Annotated in this window: 17 protein-coding genes and 1 pseudogene; 14 read left to right on the top strand and 4 right to left on the bottom strand. The window is 41.0% G+C overall.

Annotated features, from left to right (window positions below; genetic code table 11):
• Positions 1-152: 152 nt before the first annotated feature.
• From ACVW2L_RS09375 to ACVW2L_RS09345, 7 genes and pseudogenes are all read left to right on the top strand, one after another.
• The gene (locus ACVW2L_RS09375; RefSeq protein WP_457127700.1) at positions 153-695 is read left to right on the top strand and encodes an RteC domain-containing protein; all 543 of its coding nucleotides are present in this window, start codon (positions 153-155) and stop codon (positions 693-695) included.
• Entirely contained in the window at positions 625-876 is a 252-nt protein-coding gene (locus tag ACVW2L_RS09370; protein WP_457127699.1) for an RteC domain-containing protein, read from the top strand. The genes ACVW2L_RS09375 and ACVW2L_RS09370 overlap by 71 nt, the downstream gene beginning before the upstream one ends.
• 126 nt (positions 877-1,002) lie before the next feature.
• On the top strand, positions 1,003-1,278 hold the full coding sequence (locus tag ACVW2L_RS09365; RefSeq protein WP_457127698.1) for a helix-turn-helix domain-containing protein: 276 nt from the start codon (positions 1,003-1,005) through the stop codon (positions 1,276-1,278).
• Between the two features lie 574 nt (positions 1,279-1,852).
• Complete coding sequence (locus ACVW2L_RS09360) at positions 1,853-3,076, top strand: site-specific integrase (protein ID WP_457127697.1); 1,224 nt, start codon at positions 1,853-1,855, stop codon at positions 3,074-3,076.
• Positions 3,077-3,234: 158 nt separating this feature from the next.
• Positions 3,235-3,609: pseudogene (locus tag ACVW2L_RS09355) on the top strand (TraR/DksA family transcriptional regulator).
• 15 nt (positions 3,610-3,624) lie between these two features.
• Positions 3,625-3,759, top strand: a complete 135-nt coding sequence (locus tag ACVW2L_RS09350) for a hypothetical protein (protein ID WP_457127696.1) — start codon at positions 3,625-3,627, stop codon at positions 3,757-3,759.
• Positions 3,725-4,279 carry an RNA recognition motif domain-containing protein gene (locus tag ACVW2L_RS09345; RefSeq protein WP_457127695.1) on the top strand — a complete coding sequence of 185 codons (555 nt, stop codon included), beginning with the start codon at positions 3,725-3,727 and terminating at the stop codon, positions 4,277-4,279. The genes ACVW2L_RS09350 and ACVW2L_RS09345 overlap by 35 nt, the downstream gene beginning before the upstream one ends.
• 270 nt (positions 4,280-4,549) lie before the next feature.
• Here ACVW2L_RS09345 and ACVW2L_RS09340 read toward each other — a convergent pair whose 3' ends face one another.
• The 4 genes from ACVW2L_RS09340 to ACVW2L_RS09325 are packed head-to-tail and all read right to left on the bottom strand — an operon-like array spanning position 4,550 to position 6,603.
• The gene (locus ACVW2L_RS09340; RefSeq protein WP_457127694.1) at positions 4,550-4,909 is read right to left on the bottom strand and encodes a hypothetical protein; all 360 of its coding nucleotides are present in this window, start codon (positions 4,907-4,909) and stop codon (positions 4,550-4,552) included.
• Between the two features lies 1 nt (position 4,910).
• Positions 4,911-5,216 (bottom strand): thioredoxin fold domain-containing protein, encoded by a 306-nt coding sequence (locus ACVW2L_RS09335; protein ID WP_457130191.1) that lies wholly within the window; start codon positions 5,214-5,216, stop codon positions 4,911-4,913.
• The gene (locus ACVW2L_RS09330) at positions 5,117-5,938 is read right to left on the bottom strand and encodes a Mu transposase domain-containing protein (RefSeq protein ID WP_457127693.1); all 822 of its coding nucleotides are present in this window, start codon (positions 5,936-5,938) and stop codon (positions 5,117-5,119) included. Before ACVW2L_RS09330 ends, ACVW2L_RS09335 begins: the two co-directional genes overlap by 100 nt.
• Positions 5,935-6,603 (bottom strand): helix-turn-helix domain-containing protein, encoded by a 669-nt coding sequence (locus tag ACVW2L_RS09325; RefSeq protein ID WP_457127692.1) that lies wholly within the window; start codon positions 6,601-6,603, stop codon positions 5,935-5,937. Before ACVW2L_RS09325 ends, ACVW2L_RS09330 begins: the two co-directional genes overlap by 4 nt.
• A gap of 183 nt (positions 6,604-6,786) precedes the next feature.
• Here ACVW2L_RS09325 and ACVW2L_RS09320 point away from each other — a divergent pair, with 183 nt between their 5' ends.
• The 7 genes from ACVW2L_RS09320 to ACVW2L_RS09290 all read left to right on the top strand — a co-directional run bounded on the left by ACVW2L_RS09320 (position 6,787) and on the right by ACVW2L_RS09290 (position 18,397).
• Positions 6,787-7,140 (top strand): hypothetical protein, encoded by a 354-nt coding sequence (locus tag ACVW2L_RS09320; RefSeq protein WP_457130190.1) that lies wholly within the window; start codon positions 6,787-6,789, stop codon positions 7,138-7,140.
• Positions 7,137-7,775: a PRTRC system ThiF family protein gene (locus tag ACVW2L_RS09315; protein WP_457127691.1), complete on the top strand. Its 639-nt coding sequence runs from the start codon at positions 7,137-7,139 to the stop codon at positions 7,773-7,775. Before ACVW2L_RS09320 ends, ACVW2L_RS09315 begins: the two co-directional genes overlap by 4 nt.
• 362 nt (positions 7,776-8,137) lie before the next feature.
• On the top strand, positions 8,138-8,707 hold the full coding sequence (locus tag ACVW2L_RS09310; protein ID WP_457127690.1) for an RNA polymerase sigma factor: 570 nt from the start codon (positions 8,138-8,140) through the stop codon (positions 8,705-8,707).
• 95 nt (positions 8,708-8,802) lie between these two features.
• On the top strand, positions 8,803-9,873 hold the full coding sequence (locus ACVW2L_RS09305; protein ID WP_457127689.1) for a FecR family protein: 1,071 nt from the start codon (positions 8,803-8,805) through the stop codon (positions 9,871-9,873).
• A gap of 246 nt (positions 9,874-10,119) precedes the next feature.
• Positions 10,120-13,479 carry a TonB-dependent receptor gene (locus tag ACVW2L_RS09300; protein WP_457127688.1) on the top strand — a complete coding sequence of 1,120 codons (3,360 nt, stop codon included), beginning with the start codon at positions 10,120-10,122 and terminating at the stop codon, positions 13,477-13,479.
• A gap of 17 nt (positions 13,480-13,496) precedes the next feature.
• Complete coding sequence (locus tag ACVW2L_RS09295) at positions 13,497-15,311, top strand: RagB/SusD family nutrient uptake outer membrane protein (RefSeq protein ID WP_457127687.1); 1,815 nt, start codon at positions 13,497-13,499, stop codon at positions 15,309-15,311.
• Positions 15,312-15,403: 92 nt separating this feature from the next.
• A complete protein-coding gene (locus ACVW2L_RS09290; protein ID WP_457127686.1) occupies positions 15,404-18,397 on the top strand; it encodes a SusC/RagA family TonB-linked outer membrane protein in 2,994 nt (997 codons plus the stop codon).
• The last annotated feature ends 9 nt before the right edge of the window (positions 18,398-18,406 follow it).

Raw genomic sequence — 18,406 nt, 5'->3', positions numbered from 1 at the left:
ATTTACAGGTTTAAAAACATGATGAATTATGGAAAAACAACGTTGCAGAAAAAGTCTTAAAAAGTATAGAATCAGAATTAGTCCGTCTATACGAGAAAGATCTGTCTGTTATAGAGCGGCTAAGGCAAGCAATTCCGATCATTAATCGTTCAATGTCTGATTTAAAAGGATTAGTTGTTGATAAAGGATTTACGTCCGAAAAGGAGGAAATCTATTTCTTTAAACATATCAAACCGCGGGTTTATGCCCATCAGATATATGAAGTTCTTCTATTTCACCTTCGTCAGCACACGCCCGCGGGTCCTGCTGAAATGATTAAATCCTATTATGAGGATGAATTAAAACAGGTATTTCGCTTCTTCCGAATCGAGTCGTTCGCCTACGAGTATTTTAAGAACGTGGCCACGGAGTTGGATCACGCCTATTTCGTTCGTGATCAATCACGCATCGAAACACCCTTACTGGATCTGGTTGACCCGTCGCCGGGCTTTTCAACTGCCTGGGATTATAAATTCGCAAAATTCATTGCATATGAACGATTGCAGGAACTATTAATTGAGCATCTGACAGATTTCACCGGCTGCCTTGAAAAAGCAAACGTCCGCCCGGGAAAAAGGCCTTGTTATGAAATGGACAGGAGATACCATCAACCTGGTGGAGATAGCATACGGGATCTGGCTAACCGGTCAAATTAATCATGGTAACGCAGGGATTGCTGAGATCACGCAGTTTTTAGAAACCAGTTTCCGGGTGAATATTGGCCGGCCTTTTAGAAGATGGCAATCGATCTCTAACAGGAAAAGGGTAAGTCCCGTTAAATATGTGGATCAGATCAAGGACGCTATATTAAAGAGGTTGGATGATGAAAATGCCTGAAGTCTGCAGGCAAATACAAAGCTGCCAATAACCTGAAAGAATGATGGCTGATTATTTGAGGGTGGCACCCCAAAGGTACCCGCAGATTTCTGCTCAACTTGTTTTATTTGAATTCAATTCTTAGGTATGGCAGTTCAAATAATAACGAAAGAAGATCTAGTAGCGTTCGAGGAAAGGTTAATAGCAAAGATAGGGGACCTGTTGGGACACAATAAGGAAGAACCAAGGAAATGGCTGAAGAGTTATCAGGTTAAGAACCTGTTGAAGATCTCGCCGAACACCTTACAGAAATTGCGATTGGATGGTACCTTATCGTTTACGAAAATAGGAGGGATATTTTATTACAGCCACGAGGACATTTTGAAACTACTCGAGAGTAAAAAAAAGCCGAACGTCCGTTGATTTGTTTACCATAGGCCACGATACGTAGATATCCTGCTGTGCTGTTGATATTGTTTTTCAGCCAGGAAATTATTGTTTCAATGACGCAATTTTAAAACGCTCCAGTAAATTTAACAACTGATTGTTATGTATTTAACTTAATAATTATTAAATTTGAGAAGCGAAAGAGACGAGGTTCACCTATCCTAACACCTGAACTGCTAAGGTTCTTTTTTATATATTGATAGGCAATCACTTACAGAAAATAGTTGTCGTCCTGCCATCCCGACAACAAGCGATACCAAAATGTATCAAAACCCTGTAAATCAATTATTTACAGGGTTTTTGCTTTAAGGCATTTCCCCAAAAACGTCAATTTATATCAAAAACCCGCAGTTTGTGCTTCACCTATCCGAACACCTGTTTTTAAATTCTAAATTTGAGGTGTACGGATGTGGCTTAAAATACTGAAATACAGTATTTTATAACTGTTGAAAATGACTGTTTTTGACCGGTTTTGAGCCATTTTGAACCCACTTTTGAGCCTGTTTTTTATAGGTAAATAATCAAAAGTAATCACATAAAATGAAATGGTATGAGAAATGCAAACAGTTTTGGACTGCACTTTAACTTAAGAACAGAAAAAGAAAGAGATGGAAAAGCTCCTATATACGCTGGGATAACGGTGAACGGGAGGAGGGTATTTGCCGCTAGTAAGAAGTTCATTAGCGTTAAATGCTGGGACAGTGGTAAGGGTTTAGGTAAAGCCAATACTCAGGAAGGAAAAGAAATTAACGCTTATTTGGATCAGGTAAGGCAGTCTATAATGGAATGCTACCAGGATTTTCAGGTACAAAGAAAAGTAATTACAGTTGAGATCATCAAGGCGGCTTTTCTAAAAACAGGAAGTGATGAGCGTACAATAGCGGAAATATCCCAGTACCACAACGAAATGTCAATAAGTGTGCTCGCGGCCGGCACCATGAAAAATTATTATACGACACAGAAGTATCTATCAGAATTTACACTCAGGAAGTATAAAAGGAAAGAGTATTTCCTTTCTGAACTCAACTATAAATTTATTCAGGACTTTGAGGTTTTTCTTCGTAACCATCAGCCGCTTGACCATCAAAAGCCTTTGACGAATAACGGCATTATGAAACACCTGGAGCGATTCCGGAAAATGATCAACCTCGCTTACCGAGTGGAGTGGATCAATCGCGATCCCTTTGAGAAGTTCACCCTAAAATACAAAAAGGTAGAGAAGGAGTTTTTGACGGCAAGGGAATTAAGTGCTATAGAAAATAAGGAACTTGACTTGCCCCGGTTAAGCGTTGTAAGAGACATTTTTGTTTTTTGCTGCTATACCGGACTTGCATTTGTGGATGTAATGAATCTGAAGCCAGAGCATATAATCATTGGCACCGATGGTGAACTTTGGATAAAGACGTCAAGGCAGAAAACTACCATAGTTGTAAATGTTCCATTGCTATTACAAGCAAAAAAAATAATGGAAAAATACAAAGGAAATGTTAGGGCTAACGCAAAAGGAACGATTTTTCCCCAACTTTCTAATCAGAAAATGAACAGTTATTTAAAGGAACTAGCAGAGCGTTGTGACATCTATAAAGTTTTAACATTTCATATTGCGCGGCATACTTTTGCTACTACGGTAACGCTTTTAAATGGTGTTCCAATAGAGACGGTTAGTAAATTGTTAGGTCATACAACAATGCGATCGACGCAGGTATATGCGAAAGTTATTGAACAAAAAGTGAGCGAGGATATGGCAAAACTAAATAGAAAGTTGAATGAATAAGTATGCCGTGGTGTTATATTTAGGAGAAGTGGCTAACGGCAATCGCAATATTCGCCAGGGTGTTTTTTAATTGCATCCTTTCTGTAAATAATTAGTTAAGAAGACATGAATTGAATAAACAATTGTCAACCTTTTTTGAGTTTGATTGTTAGCGTCACATGAAACAGGAAAATACTATCAAAACCAAATATAATGACGCCGAATTGGAGGAGTTCAGAGAACTTATCTCCGATTAAATTAAAGTCGCAAGGGAAGAGTAAACCGAACTTGCCAGCGTCCTAAGTTCGTCCAAGTCAAACGGAGACGACGCAGCTATTGCCGGCAAGACATTAGAAGACGGCTCAGCCACATTTGAAAAAGAACAAACCAACCAATTGGCTGCGCGCCAGAAGAAATTTATCGAGGAGCTTGAGGCGGCACTAATGCGCATTGATAATAAAACTTATGGAATCTGCCGTACCACCGGAAAATTAATACCCAAAGAGCGCCTTTTCGCATTACCGCACACCACACAAACAATGGAGGCAAACTAAAACAAGCTTAGTGCTATGAAGAAGTTAGTCTTATTTGATTTTGACGGAACGCTGGCTGAAAGTAAAGCTGCAATCGACGGTGAGATGAGCACCATCTTAAGCAATTTGGTAACCGTTGCCAGAGTGGCTATCATATCCGGTGGTGACTAGGCCTCAATTTCAAAAGCAGGTCCTGACGTACCTGCCTCATACCGATCTTAAAAAGCTATCCATTTTGCCGACATGTCGTACCAAATATTACAACTATGATCACGGCTGGGAACAGCTGGATGCGGAAAATTTCACCAACGAACAAAACTGCCTGATTATTGATTGCTTACTTAGCAACCCAATGATCAAACTCTTCGTAGTCGGGTTTCCTAAAGAAATGGATGAACCGAAATTGCACACATTTTTCAGCGACTTTGGAGATGTCGTGGCGGTGAAAATCATTACGGAGCAGGACACCGGCATGAGCAAAGGTTACGCCTTCGTAGATTTTATGGATGAGGTTGGTGCGCGTCTGGCGATCAAGGAGCTGGACGGATCATCTTTTGAAGACCGTACACTTAATGTCCGACTGGCAGACAAGCAGCCACGGCCTCGAACCTCTTTGGAAAAGCCGGTTGCAGAAAGGCAATATGAGAAAGTGCGCCAGGTTTCGTCGAAGCGCCCGCGTCGCAAATCTTGACAGCTTAATTCACTCCGCCAATAATTTTATTATCGCTCCAACCAATTCCGTGGAAATCTGCCATGACCGAAAGCCGGCTATAATTCCCGATATACGCCACCTTGACACGTTTTATTACCTGCGTTTCCAGATCTTAGCTGCAATCACTTTTCTATTGGCCGAATGATCATAAGCCATTAAATAAAACCAATAAATTAATAAATTAAACGGTTAATTAAAAAATGCCTAACAAATTGGTAATTTACAACGTATAGGTGTATTTAAAGGATTTTAAAATTGTTCGTTGATATCAGTGTCAACCCCTGTTTCCAATCTCGCTGCACGAAGTTTCCTGTAAATAGACCAGCCACTGAAAATGTAAATAACAGTAATAACCGTGAATATCCACAAAGGGATGTCTTTCCCTGAAATGACCATATACAAATACGGTAAGCTATAACCTAATGCGGCAAATAGTAGCGGCAATAAAAAGGATTGCTTATCCTTAAGGTTTTTAATGGCCCGGGCAACGAAAATAAGGAACAGCAGTTTGCTTAACAGGTATAACACAAGAAAAATCCATGGATCGAGGTGATGTAGGTCGGCTTGATGAAACAGATAGTCCCTGATCAGATTGAAATAGTGGGCCATGTTATTTTTGGATGAGTGCCAAGAGTTTTGATGAATCGGCGAATCCTTCCCACTTTTTAGCCAGGCTGCCGTCAGTATTAAAATAGAATAGGGTTGGGGTTGCCTTGATCGGATAGATCGCGTTCAGTTTTTTCCCTTCTTCACTGTCAATATCGATAGCTAAATTGATTAATTGTGTGTTATACTTATCACCTACTTTTTTTTCGATTAACACTTCCTGCTCCATTTTTTTGCAGGTAGAACACCAAGAGGCGTGGGCAAAAACAAATAAAGGTTTGCCCGTAGCTGCAGCAGGCCATAGCTTAATGCCCGCTGGCAGGCCATGGTCAGGCGTTCATTACCTGCTTTCTTTGCGAAGCCCAGTACACCCAGGCAGGACTTATAGGCTTGTTCAGGGTGTTGCTTGCGCTCCAGTATTTGTAGGATAAACAGCCGTACATCCTCATGGATAGATGCTGCCCAATCCAGGAACTTATCCGGTGTCCAGTCGGTTACAAAGCGGTGGGTGGTGGCCATGTGGTCTTTATCAGTTTTATAGCCGTAAGGGTTCTTATTGCGCTTATGGATGGCGATGCGCTCATAATTCGAATAGACCTCTACGGTATTACGCGAGTAAAGCAGTTTGACCCTTTTGCCGATAAAGCGGTATGGAACGCTGTAATAGTGTTTATCCGGCCCTAAGTTAACATGGCCATTCTTGATAACCCTGGCATGAAATTGCTTTTTGAACTGGTAACGTAATACTGGTAATGGTGCGAGGGTTTCCTTTTCGATCTCTTCAACCTGTAGCCTCCGGCTGTAGTTGCGGCCTTTGAGCATCTGGCTATTATGGGCTTCCAGTGCTGCCCATATCGCTGTATTAAGGTCTGTTAAAGAATGGTAGACCTCTTTGTTTAAAGGGGCGTAGATCTTGGTATAAATAATCTTTACAGCGCCTTCTACCAGTGCTTTGTCGCGCGGGCGGTACGCCCGCGCCGGTAGTATAGTCGTCCCGTAATGATCTGCAAAGTCTTCAAACGTTTCGTTCAAAGTTGGCTCATAACGGCTGCTTTGGTTACGGCAGCCTTCAGGTTGTCCGGCACAATAGCGGCTGGTACGCCCCCGATATAATGCAGAGCATTCTCGCAGGCGGCTATAAAGTCTTCCTTTTGCTGGGTCGGTACAGCCTCCACATAGGTTAACTGGCTGGCACCGAGGATAGCCACAAAGACCTCTACCGGGATGATCTCACCGGTATCCTTATCTGTTACATACAGCTTTTCGCCTGCAAAGTCCACATAAAGCTTATCGCCGGCTTTATGATCCATGTGCATCGTTGGGTTCACCCTGGCCTTCCATTGATTGTAATAGAAGCAAAATTGGCTGTACTGGTAGCCATCAGGAAACTCTTTTCGGTAGGCTTCCCAAAGCATGTAACGGTTCATACCGGTACGCTTTAGCTCTTTATCTACGTGGGGAAAGCACCGCAGCATGGACTTCATACGGTCGGTTGGTGGGTGTTCTTTGGTCTTGCCAAAGACGTCTTCCAGCTCTTTATCATTCAGGGCATTGACCTCATCAAAAGTGAAGCCTGTCTCCTTAAACGCAGCCAGGTACTTCTTTACCGTATTGCGCGAGGCATTGGTTTGGGCAGCAATGGACATTATGCTCCGTTGCTGGCTGTGCATCTTTAGTATCTTTCTTATCTTACTCATGCTGATAGTCAAATTGGCCATTCTTAGAAGGTGTATCGTGCCCTCTTAAGATGGTTTATGCTATAGCACTTGCTGCAAGTTAGGGTGGTCAATTACCCCCGGAATACCCTGGTCAGTTTGCCCCGGAATGGGTGGTGAGCTTGAAACGGAACGGGGTGGTCACATTCATCAGAATCTCCAGCTATACTTTGGAAAGCCACTAAAGAGCGTTTACAGGTATTTGACCTGAAAGGCAAAGCCAAGCCCAACGCTGATACTTCATTGTATTATGCACCCTTATTTAACCTTTCACAGGATGGTAGCGTATGTATGGGTACGGTCAATATCAATATTGACATGCAAACCCATTTGGAGGAGTTCATGACCCAATGGGAAACCTACTTTTTTAACAGCTTTTTCACTCATACGCTCGGTAATCATAGGCATTGCAAAGGCAATCTTGTCCAGTTATGGCAGGATCAGGTCGGTAGAGGCAGGGAGTTTCCGCAGAACGAATTAATCAAAAACGGTCGAACAGTAAAAAATTTAATCCGATGAAAAAGACAAAAGCAAAAGATAACCGCACAGTCGTGCATATCGTGAACAAAGAGTTGATACAGCCCTATAATCCTGTTACCGTTAACCTGATTGGCGCAGGGGGAACAGGTGGACGGGTATTGACCGCATTGGCAAGAATAAGCCAGGCTTTAACATCGCTTAATCGTCCCGGTTTAATGGTCAGGGTATTTGATGATGATATCGTCAATCGTGCCAATTTGGGACGGCAATTATTTACCACCGCCGAACTAGGCTTGTATAAATCTGTAGCGTTGATTAACCGTATTAACCGTTTCTTCGGAACGAACTGGAAAGCAATCACGGAAAAATATGATAGGACATATAGTGGCGACAAGGAAAGCGCAGGGGCGACCATTACCATCGGTTGTGTCGATACCGTTCAGGCGAGAGAAGATATTGCACATATCCTAAAAACACTGAACAAGCGTATGAACAACAGCCGTAGCCAACCGCTTTATTATGTGGATTTCGGCAACAGCAGGGAAACTGGGCAGGTAATCCTGTCCACAATTGGTAAAATCAAACAGCGCGAATCCAAACAATACCGCACCACAGAAACCCTGCCGATGGTAACGGATGAATTTGGCGAACTGTTAAAGGCATCTGTAACATAAGACACTAATTTACAATGGCATAGGGGATTAGGTTCAAATCCCTCCCTCACCGCCAAATTTAGTAAAAATATATCTAAGTCCTGCAAGTCAATTGATTGCAGGCCTTTTTTGTTTTTTAAATAATAGCGTGGTTTTATGTCTTAAATCACAACAAAATGGTGCCTAATTAGTGCATATGGGCGCTTGGTTTTATAGCTTTTGTTTTTGTAATATAATACGGCTAAGGCCCGCGGGTGCGGTTTCCACGCAGTTGGACTATATTTTAAGTTTTAATAATTTTACATTAGTTTGTCACTCAAAAGTTGCCTAAATTTCCGCCCAGCTTATAGTATGATATACTTGTAAGTTCGCTACCAGTTGATATGAATACAGAGAAGGAATTATGGGATCTTTTTTTAGCTGGTGATGAGCTTGCTTACGGCCAAATTCTTAAGCAGTATTCTGACAGGATGTTCAGTTACGGTTGCAGGATGTGCGCTGACGAAGATCTGGTAAAAGACTGCGTTCAGGAGATTTTTTTAACGTTATGGAATAACAAAGCCAATTTAAGTTCCACAGATTCAATTACATGGTATTTGTTAAAGTGTACAAAGACAAGCATTATCCGCGAACAGAAGAAATGGCTAAAAAAAGAAGAACTGGTAGATGATTACGTTTTTGATGTTGAATTTGATATCGAAACTAAAATAATTGCAGACCTGGATAATCTTAAAATAGCAGATAAAATAAAGTCTATAATTAACCAACTGCCACCCAGGCAAAAGGAAATACTTTATTTAAGGTTTTATGAAAATTTCACTTTAACAGAGATCGCAAAGCTGATGGATCTCAGTTCGCAATCAGTTTATAATTTACTTCAAAAGGCTTACAAAAATTTTAGAGCAGAGTGGCTACCCTTAGTTATTATGTTATTTAAAATTTTAAGTGTCTGACTAACAGTTAATTTTCCGGTTAGCTCAAATTATTTACTTTTTATAGGGTAGATTTTAGGAAAAATTGTCTTTTACTGTTAAACCAATTATAATAGATGAATAGTTACCGGGATTACGAAATCGAAGATTTTGTTTGCGACGACTTTTTTATGGAGTGGGCATTAAATCCACACAAAGAAAACTCTTATTTCTGGGATAATTGGCAGCGCGAAAACCCTGATAAAATAGCGCGTTTGCAAAATGCACGGGCAATTTTAATGGCTATACGTGTAAAAGACAACCACAAGCATCTTACTGAAGGCGACATATCAAATATTGTCAATTATGTTAACAAGCACGGAAATGATATGCAGGAAACCGAGGTAGTTCAAATGGAGCGTCATTCTTATACCTGGCTTAAAGTTGCCGCAAGTATCGTTGTTCTGTTTACTTTAACAATAGGTTACAGATATCTTACAAACAACGTTAATAACGTTGCTAAAAATAAAACGTCGTTGCCGGCACTTGTTGAAACCAATTTAACCAGGATAAAAAACCAGTCAAGAGAGGGTTTAGTTGTTAAACTTTCAGATGGTAGCGTGGTGGTTTTAAGTCCTAATTCAAATCTTTCATATCCAAAACATTTTTGGGGCACAACCAGAGAAGTAAATTTAGAGGGCAAGGGTTTTTTCGAGGTGAAGAAAAATCCCAAAAAACCGTTTTTTGTCCATACAAAATATCTTACCACCAAAGTTTTAGGTACAAGTTTTATTGTTAACGCTGCTGTAAATCAAATAAGCACCGTTGTAGTAATTACCGGTAAGGTAATGGTTAACCGAACTGATAATCCCCAGGACAATAGCTGGATCACGTTAACGCCCAATAAGCAAGTAGCCTACGCGCCGTCAACAGAGAAAATTAAAACAGATACAGTGGTCAATCATCCAACCTTATCTGCAGATATAGCGTACAATGCGTTCGTTTTTAAAGAAACGCCATTTTTAACTATACTTCAAAAACTGGAAGAAGCGTATCACATAACGATCGAATACAATATTGATAAATACGGAAAGACTTCAGTAACAGGAGATATCAGTAAACTATCGCTTGATGAAAAGGTGAAGTTTATATGCAAGGCCGTAAACGCTAATTATCAAATTGACGCCGGCCGTATACGGATATATTAATTGAAACCAATAATAAATAACAGATAAACCAATTTACCCTAAATTTTAAGATATATGAGTAGAAAAATTACTTAACAAAAAACGGCCGTATAAAATACCGCCGTTTAAAAATCCCAACGAAATGGCTTCTCACACACATTAATCACCCGTAAAAAAGGTGGTACGGGATTTTTATTTGATATGATCAATAGAACTTATTAACCATAAACCAAAAGTATGAAATTAAAACCTCTGCTAATAACTTTTATGAGGATTACTTTTTTACAATTAGCGCTCGTCTTAACCATGATAGGCTCTTCCCTTGCAAAAGATGGAAAGGCGCAAATTGCATTACAACAAATCGTCACTATAAACGAGTCTAACACCCAGCTGATAAATGTTTTATCACAGCTGGAGAAGACGTATAAAATCAGTTTTTTTTATAGCGATCAACTGGTAAACGTTAAACAAAAAGTAAACGTTTCTGCAAATCAAAAACAGCTGTCTGCTGTATTGCAAGAGCTTTTAGACCCTTTGAATTTGACATTCGAGGCAACAGAAAGTGTAATAGTTTTAAACAATAAGGGCGATGCTGCACCACAAAGCATACCTGTAACCGGTAAAGTGGCTGATGACAAAAATGGAACTCCCTTACCCGGCGTTACTGTAAAAGTTAAAGGCACAACGATGGCGGTTGCAACAGATGCCGATGGCGTTTATAAAATTAATGTGCCCAGCGCGCAGTCTATATTGGTTTTCTCATCATTAGGTTATGATGAGACCGAAAAGGCTGTTGGTGCTAACAGAACCTTAAATATAACACTTAAAGAAAGACTTAATAACCTTGATGAGGTTATTGTAGTAGGTTTTGGGCAGCAAAAGAAAGAAAGTGTTGTAGGTGCAATATCTCAGGTAAATGCAACGGTTCTGCAAAGGGCCGGCGGTGTATCTAATATTGGCGCCGCATTAACCGGTAATATTCCGGGTATTACTACTATTCAAAGCTCTGGCGCGCCTGGTGCAGAAGATCCTCAGATAACCATCAGGGGCCAAAGCACCTGGAACAACAGTAGCCCATTAGTTTTGGTAGACGGAATTGAGCGCTCCATGGCCGGGCTGGATATACAGTCTGTACAAAGTATATCAGTGTTAAAAGATGCATCTGCAACCGCCGTTTTTGGGGTAAAAGGCGCTAATGGTGTAATACTTATCACTACAAAAAGGGGGTCGGCCGGTAAGGCAAACATAAATGTCACCGTCAATACCACCATGAAGGTGCCATCAAGGCTTCCACCTAAGTTAGACTCATATGACGCATTGGCCGTTAGAAACTTAGCCATAGAACGCGAATTAGGTACCAGCCCGGCATCATGGGACAAGTACACGCCCTATGCAGAATTATATAAATATCGTTACCCAAAGGATCTGACAGAAGCCGAACGCTACCCTAACGTGGACTGGATTGCAGAAACGACAAAAAAATCTGCAATGTCTTATAATCCTAATATCAGTATATCCGGAGGAACTCAGGCTGTTAAATATTTTACGTCTGTTGATTACCTTAATGAGGGAGACGTAATGAGGGTATATGAAAATAATAAAGGTTATAGCCCCGGCTTTGGTTACGAACGATTAAATGTTAGAAGCAACCTTGATTTTACCTTAACAAAATCTACCACCCTTACCGCAAATTTGGCTGGCTTATTTGGCGATAGACAAAACACCACAAGTGGTTTTGAATATACCTTGTGGCAAGCGGCTTATGTAAACCCGCCTGATGTGATGCTGCCAAGATATGCAAACGGTAACTGGGGGTATTATAATCCGGATAACGTTTCTGTAGCCAACTCTGCCTATCTTTTAGCTAACGGTGGTTTAAGAAGCACTAAAACAACCCAATTCAATACTGATTTTGCTATAAAGCAAGATCTAGGCATGTTTGTAAAAGGGCTAAGCCTAAAAGGCACAGTCTCTTTGGATAACACCTTTGTAGCCCAGGGCGGAGTGAATGATACAGATGCACAGCAACAGTATATTGATCCGGTAACGGGCCTTATTGTATTAAAAAACACCATCGGTAACGGTGGCAGAGATCAGTTTGATTACATTCAAAGCCCCTGGACTGTTGCTGCAGACGCTATGCAGAACGGCTCTACCAGGCGGCAGTTATTTTACCAGATGCAGGTTAATCAGAACATGACATTTGGAGACCATAATATAACTGCAATGGGCTTGTTTCAGCGTAGTGAAGCCGCCACCGGTAGTGAGTTTCCTAACTACAGGGAAGATTGGGTATTTAGAACTACCTATAACTTTAAAGGCAAATACTTCCTTGAAGTAAACGGCTCATATAACGGTTCTGAGAAATTCAGTAACGATCACAGATTTCAATTTTTCCCGTCGGCAGCAGGTGGCTGGACAATAAGCGAGGAAAAATTTGTGAAGAACAACCTGCCGTGGTTAGAGGTTTTCAAACTTCGCGGTTCATATGGTTTGGTTGGTAATGACAATATTAACGGCAGATGGCTGTATATGTCGCAATGGGCGTTCGGAAGCGTTTCCCGTCTTGGAGACCTATCTGGTGGTAACAGCCCTTATACCTGGTACAGACAATCAAGCATTGGCAATCCGGATGTAAAATGGGAAACCGTGGCAAAGTCTAACTTTGCTGTAGACTTCTCAGTCTTAAAAGGCCTGGTAGCAGGTTCGGTAGATGTATTTAATGATTACCGTACGGATATTCTGATTGCCGGAAATGCCAGAGCAACCCCGGCATATTTTGGCGGCACACCACCAACGGCTAACCTGGGCAAAGTAAGAACCAAAGGTTACGAAATTGAGCTACGCTTAAACAAACGTATTGGAAGCAATTTAAGAGTATGGCTTAATGCTAATATGACCCACGCCGTTGATAAAGTGTTAGATGCAGACGATCCGCAATTATTGGTTGACTATCAGAAAAAAGCTGGTTTTCAGATCAACCAGTACAGATCAATACTATCTAACGGTTTTGCCGATAGTTGGGACGAAGTTTATGGCAGCACAAGGCATGATGCAAATGATGCTGATAAACTGCCGGGTAACTTTAACCTTGTTGATTTTAACGGAGATGGTGTTGTTAACTCTTTTGACAATGCACCATATTCCTATCCTGAAAGGCCGCAAAATACATATAACGCAACCATCGGCTTTGAATACAAAGGGTTTAGCGCATTCGCACAATTCTACTCAGTGAACAACGTAACCCGCAATATGCAGCAAACAAATTTCCCCAATAGTTTAAACGCGGTATATCCGCAGGGCGATTACTGGACAAAGGAAAACCCTAATGCAGATTTGCCTGTGCCACGCTGGAGAACCAGAAACTACGATGGCGGATTAGGAACATTTTATGACCTTGACGGATCATATATACGTTTAAAAACAGCAGAAATAGCATACGCCTTTAAAGGTAGTACAATACAAAAAATGGGTATAAAATCAATGCGTATATTTTTAAATGGAAGTAACCTTATCCTATGGTCGAAAATGCCTGATGACCGCGAAGCCAATTTTGGCACCAGCGGTGGCCAGGGAGCTTACCCAACAGTTAAGCGTTACAACTTAGGAGTGAACGTAAGTTTTTAAATCTTAAAATTAAAAATATGAAAACTAATACAAAAGCAATTCTTATTACAACCATAGTGTTGTTGAGTTTTGGCGTAGTGTCTTGTAAAAAATATTTGGACAGATCTCCTGCAGCTGCAATTTCAGACGAGGAAGCATTTGTTAACTTCAGAAACTTTCAGGGCTTTACAGAAGAATTATATCATTGCGTACCCGACATGTCGCATCCAAATTTTACAGGCGATTGGAACTTTGCAGATGAAGAGGTTCCCAGTACAACTGCTTTGCAAAGATTGGCCTGGCAGTTTGACCAGGGTAACTATTTGGCATGGTTTACATCAGGCGATTCATGGTTAAACGAAAATGCAGGTGTAAATACAGGTAATGATGGTAAAACTAAAGGTTTGTGGCCATTAGCATGGTACGGTATCCGTAAGGCAAACTTAGGGCTGGCTAATTTAGATAAATTGGTAGGCACGCAAGAAGAGAAGGATATTATTAAGGGCCAATTATTGTTTTTCCGCGGGTGGTTCCATTTTGAGTTAATGATCTACTGGGGTGGGCTGCCCTATATTGACAGGGTTTTGCCACCAACAGAAAAACTTGAACTACCAAGGCTTAAGTACAGGGAAACCGCGCTGTTGGCAGCAAAAGATTTTGAAGCAGCAGCAGCACTGCTACCTGCTAACTGGGATAAAACCACAGTAGGCCAGGTAACGCTAAACAATAATAATGGCAGGGTTACCAAATCTGCAGCGCTGGGATATTTAGGCAAGGACCTTTTATATGCGGCAAGCCCGTTAATGAATGAGGTTTCTGGCGGCCCGGCTGCATATGATCAGGAAATGTGTAAAAAAGCGGCAGACGCTTTTGTAAAACTTTTAAAATTATCAGAATCTGGTGACGCCTATCATAAATTGATGCCATTTGCCACCTGGAATAATAACTGGTATGTAGTTAGTTCGCCTGTTAAAGTACCCGGTTATCCTGAAGTGATTTTTGGCCCCCCTCTTTATGATCAGGGTAACACACCGTTTGGAACAACTCGCCAATACATCCCTTCTAAAATAGGTGGCGACGTGGGTGTTGATTCGCCAACCGCCAATTACATTAATAATTTCGGAATGGCTAATGGTTTGCCTATAACAGATCCGGCGTCGGGCTATACCAAAACAGATCCTTGGGTAAACAGAGATCCCCGTTTTTATAAATCAATTATAACAGATGGTGAAAGAATGATCCAGTCAAATGGCGGAGCGTTGGAATACCGGTTTGCAAATCTTTTTACAGGCGGAAACTACAGGGAGGAAAGTGGCGGAAGCCGTACAGGTTACCTTACACGTAAGTTTACCAGCCCGGAAAACAACGATACAGATAATGGTTGGAACAGGTATGCCATTGTAATGCCTTACTTACGCCTTGCTGATGTTTACCTTATGTATGCCGAAGCTGTATTACAAGGCTATGGAACGCCTCAAAGCAGCTATCCTGGATACATGACAGCGATTGACGCAGTTAACGTGGTTAGAAACCGCGCAACAGTGCCAAACGTAGATCCTAAATTTTTAGGTTCTTCAACAGCTTTTATGAGTCAGCTTATTCGCGAGAGAGCAGTAGAACTTGCTTTTGAGGGCCATCGTTGGTTAGATCTGCGCAGATGGAAAATAGCTGGTAATCCTGAATACTTGCAAAAAACCGGGATAGAGTTTGACCGCGGGCCAGGTAATAAACCGCTTAATTTCCGCGAACGCCTTATTATAACAAGGGTATTTGAGAAAAAGCATGAGTGGTTACCATTACCAACCAGCCAGGTAAATCTTTATCCATCTTTCCCGCAAAACCCGGGATGGTAAGTTTGAGATTTAAGAAAGGGTTATATAGTAACACTGCCACATTTTTTTGCGTGGCAGCAGTTTTAACTAATTCATCTATTTAATAAGAAACTATGAAGCATATAAAAACATTACAAATGTTGCTACTGATGCTAACATTTGTATGTAGCAACTTATACGCGCAAAGATCCGCTGATGTAAACATAAACACTGTCGTTTATGATCAATACAAGCAACCGGTATCTGGTGCTACTATATCTATCAATAAGGGCGCTGTTTTAGGCACTACTGATATAACGGGACTTGTTAACGTAAAAGTTCCTTCAAATGCCGTTATCAGCATTAAGGCTAACGGATTTAGGGAACAAATAATTAACGCGACTGCCATTCCCGGATCAATTTCGCTTGATAAAGACAACAGCAACAAAAATTACACGGTGAATTTAATTAACCGTCAGGTTGATGTTAAGGATCTTCCTGGTGCTATAACTGTAATAAATCCGGAGGATTATATTAATCAAGATTATAGCCTTACAGCAGCAGAGGGAACTGCAGGGCGTGTTGCAGGTTTGCTCGGTACAAATAACATATGGGGCCTTGAAAACGCCCTTGTGTTAATTGATGGTATTGCGCGCGAAATGAATGATATTACATTTAATGAAATAGGGCAAATAACTGTTTTAAAAGGGGTAAACGCTGTTGCTGTATTTGGCGCACAGGCCGCAAAAGGAGCAATTTTAATTACTTCCAGACGTGGTAAAATTGGCCCAACACAGGTTAGTGTACGTGTTAATAAAGGTATCTCTAAGCCAACCGCACTTCCAAAATTTCTTGGGTCTGCAGATTACATGACTTTATACAACGAAGGTCGTCGTAACGATGGGGTGCCGACTTTGTATACAGATGCACAAATAGCGGGTTCTAAAAGCGGAAATAAATACCGCTATCCGAGTACAGATTTCTATTCATCTGAGTTTCTTAAAAGTACCACAAACACTACTGATGTTAACGCAGGTTTTACCAGTGGTAATGAAACAGCAAAGTTTTATACAAATGTAGGTTGGTCCAGCAATACTTCGCTACTTAAGTTAGGGGCGGGAGACGACGAGAAAAATAATCGTTTCAATATCAGAGGTAATGTAGATGTTAAACTGAGTAATAGAATCACTACATCTTTAGATGTTTCTGCTGTACTTAATGATAATCGCACAGGGTTGGGTAATTTTTTTGGCGCAGCCGCCACTACGTTACCTAACAGGTATACGCCACTTATACCTATTAGCAGCACTACCTGGGGCGCAGTGCGTAACACTGCCAACCAAAGCAGGAACATAGTTGACGGTAAATACATTTTGGGCGGGGCTCAGGACATTTTAACCAACCCATTTGCCGACCTTTTAGTTGGAGGTTACCAAAAGTCAGTTAGGCGCTCTTTCCAGCTTACTCAAAAAATCAATGTTGATTTGGGTGGTATTTTACCTGGTTTGTATTTAAAAACAAGGCTAAATGTTGATTTTGTTAACTCATACCTGCAGTCAATAAACAATACATATTCTGTATACGCACCAACTTGGAGCGCTACTCAAGACAGTATTACTGCGCTTACCAAATTTGGCAATGATAGCCGCACCGGAACGGAAAATATAAATAACACGGCTCAAACTATCAATAAAGGCCTTTTAGCACAACTTGGCTATGAGACATCTATTAATAACGAGCACAATATATCGGCAGTTATTATTGGTTATGGTAATATGGGCACAATTAGTGGTGTAGCCCAGGCATCAACATTTGCAAACGCAACTTTTGAGGGTAAATACAACTATAAGCACAAATATTGGGCAGATTTTACAGCCGGTGTGTCCAACTCAACTAAATTGGCGCCCGGAAACCGAACTGCATTTTCGCCAACAGCAAATTTGGGCTGGCTAATCAGTTCCGAAGACTTCCTGGCTGGCTCTAAGATTGTAGACATGCTAAAACTATCTGTTTCTGCAGGTAGCTTAAGTACCGATTTGGATATTACCAATTATTATCTGTACGATAATCAATATACACAAGGTGGTCAGCCTAACTACACCTGGAACGAAAATGCATTTGGTAATAATGCCACAGCATCTTTATATGGCACCAACCCGGGTCTGAGGTTTTCAAAAAGGAAAGAAATAACTGCTACGTTGCAAGGTTCGTTTTTCAGAGAGCTTTTAGATTTGCAGGCAACATTCTTCTCCACAACTATTGCTGATCTGCCAACACAAAGGTTTTCTCAATATCCAAACTTCTATAGCCCTTTTATTCCATATTCAAACTATAATGGAAACAGGTATACTGGCGTTGATTTTGCAATTGGCGTTAGGAAAACCTTAGGAAAAGTGAACCTTAATATAGGTGCAACCGGCACATTTGTTCAGGCCACAGCTGTAAAACGCGATGAGCTATACACAGACAGTTATCAAAACAGAACGGGAAAAGATGCGAGCGCCATATTTGGTCTCGTAAATAAAGGCTTTTTCGCAAATGCGGCCGATATTGCTGCCAGCCCTGTTCAGGCATTTGGCGCGGTACAACCGGGAGACATTAAGTACGTGGACCAAAATGGCGACAAAATTATTAATGAAAGAGACGAAGTTAGAATTGGCCGTACCCTTGCTCCATTTAACTATGGTTTAAATATAGCCGCATCTTATAAAAACTTCACATTGTTTGTTCGCGGAACCGGCTCTGTGGGCGGAAGCGCACTTACCACCAACAACTATTTTTGGGTAGATGGTGACGATAAATACTCTGAAAAAGTTTTGAACAGGTGGACACCTGCAACCGCAAATTCGGCAACTTTTCCTCGGTTATCTTCCGTTGCGAATAATAATAACTTCAGAAACTCTGATTTTTGGATGTATAAAACAACCAACTTAATGTTAAATAAGGTGCAGATTACCTATCGCTTTCCATCAAAACTCATAGATGGATCGTTTGTGAAAAACCTTAATATTTATGTGGTTGGCTCTAATTTATACAACTTCTCTGCACAACGGGATATTATGAATTTAAACATAGGATCAGCGCCTCAAATGAGGAACTTTTTCTTAGGATGCACAGCTAATTTTTAAACGATAGAT

Source organism: Mucilaginibacter sp. HD30, assembly GCF_054061755.1.
This window is presented reverse-complemented; position numbering and strand designations above follow the sequence as displayed.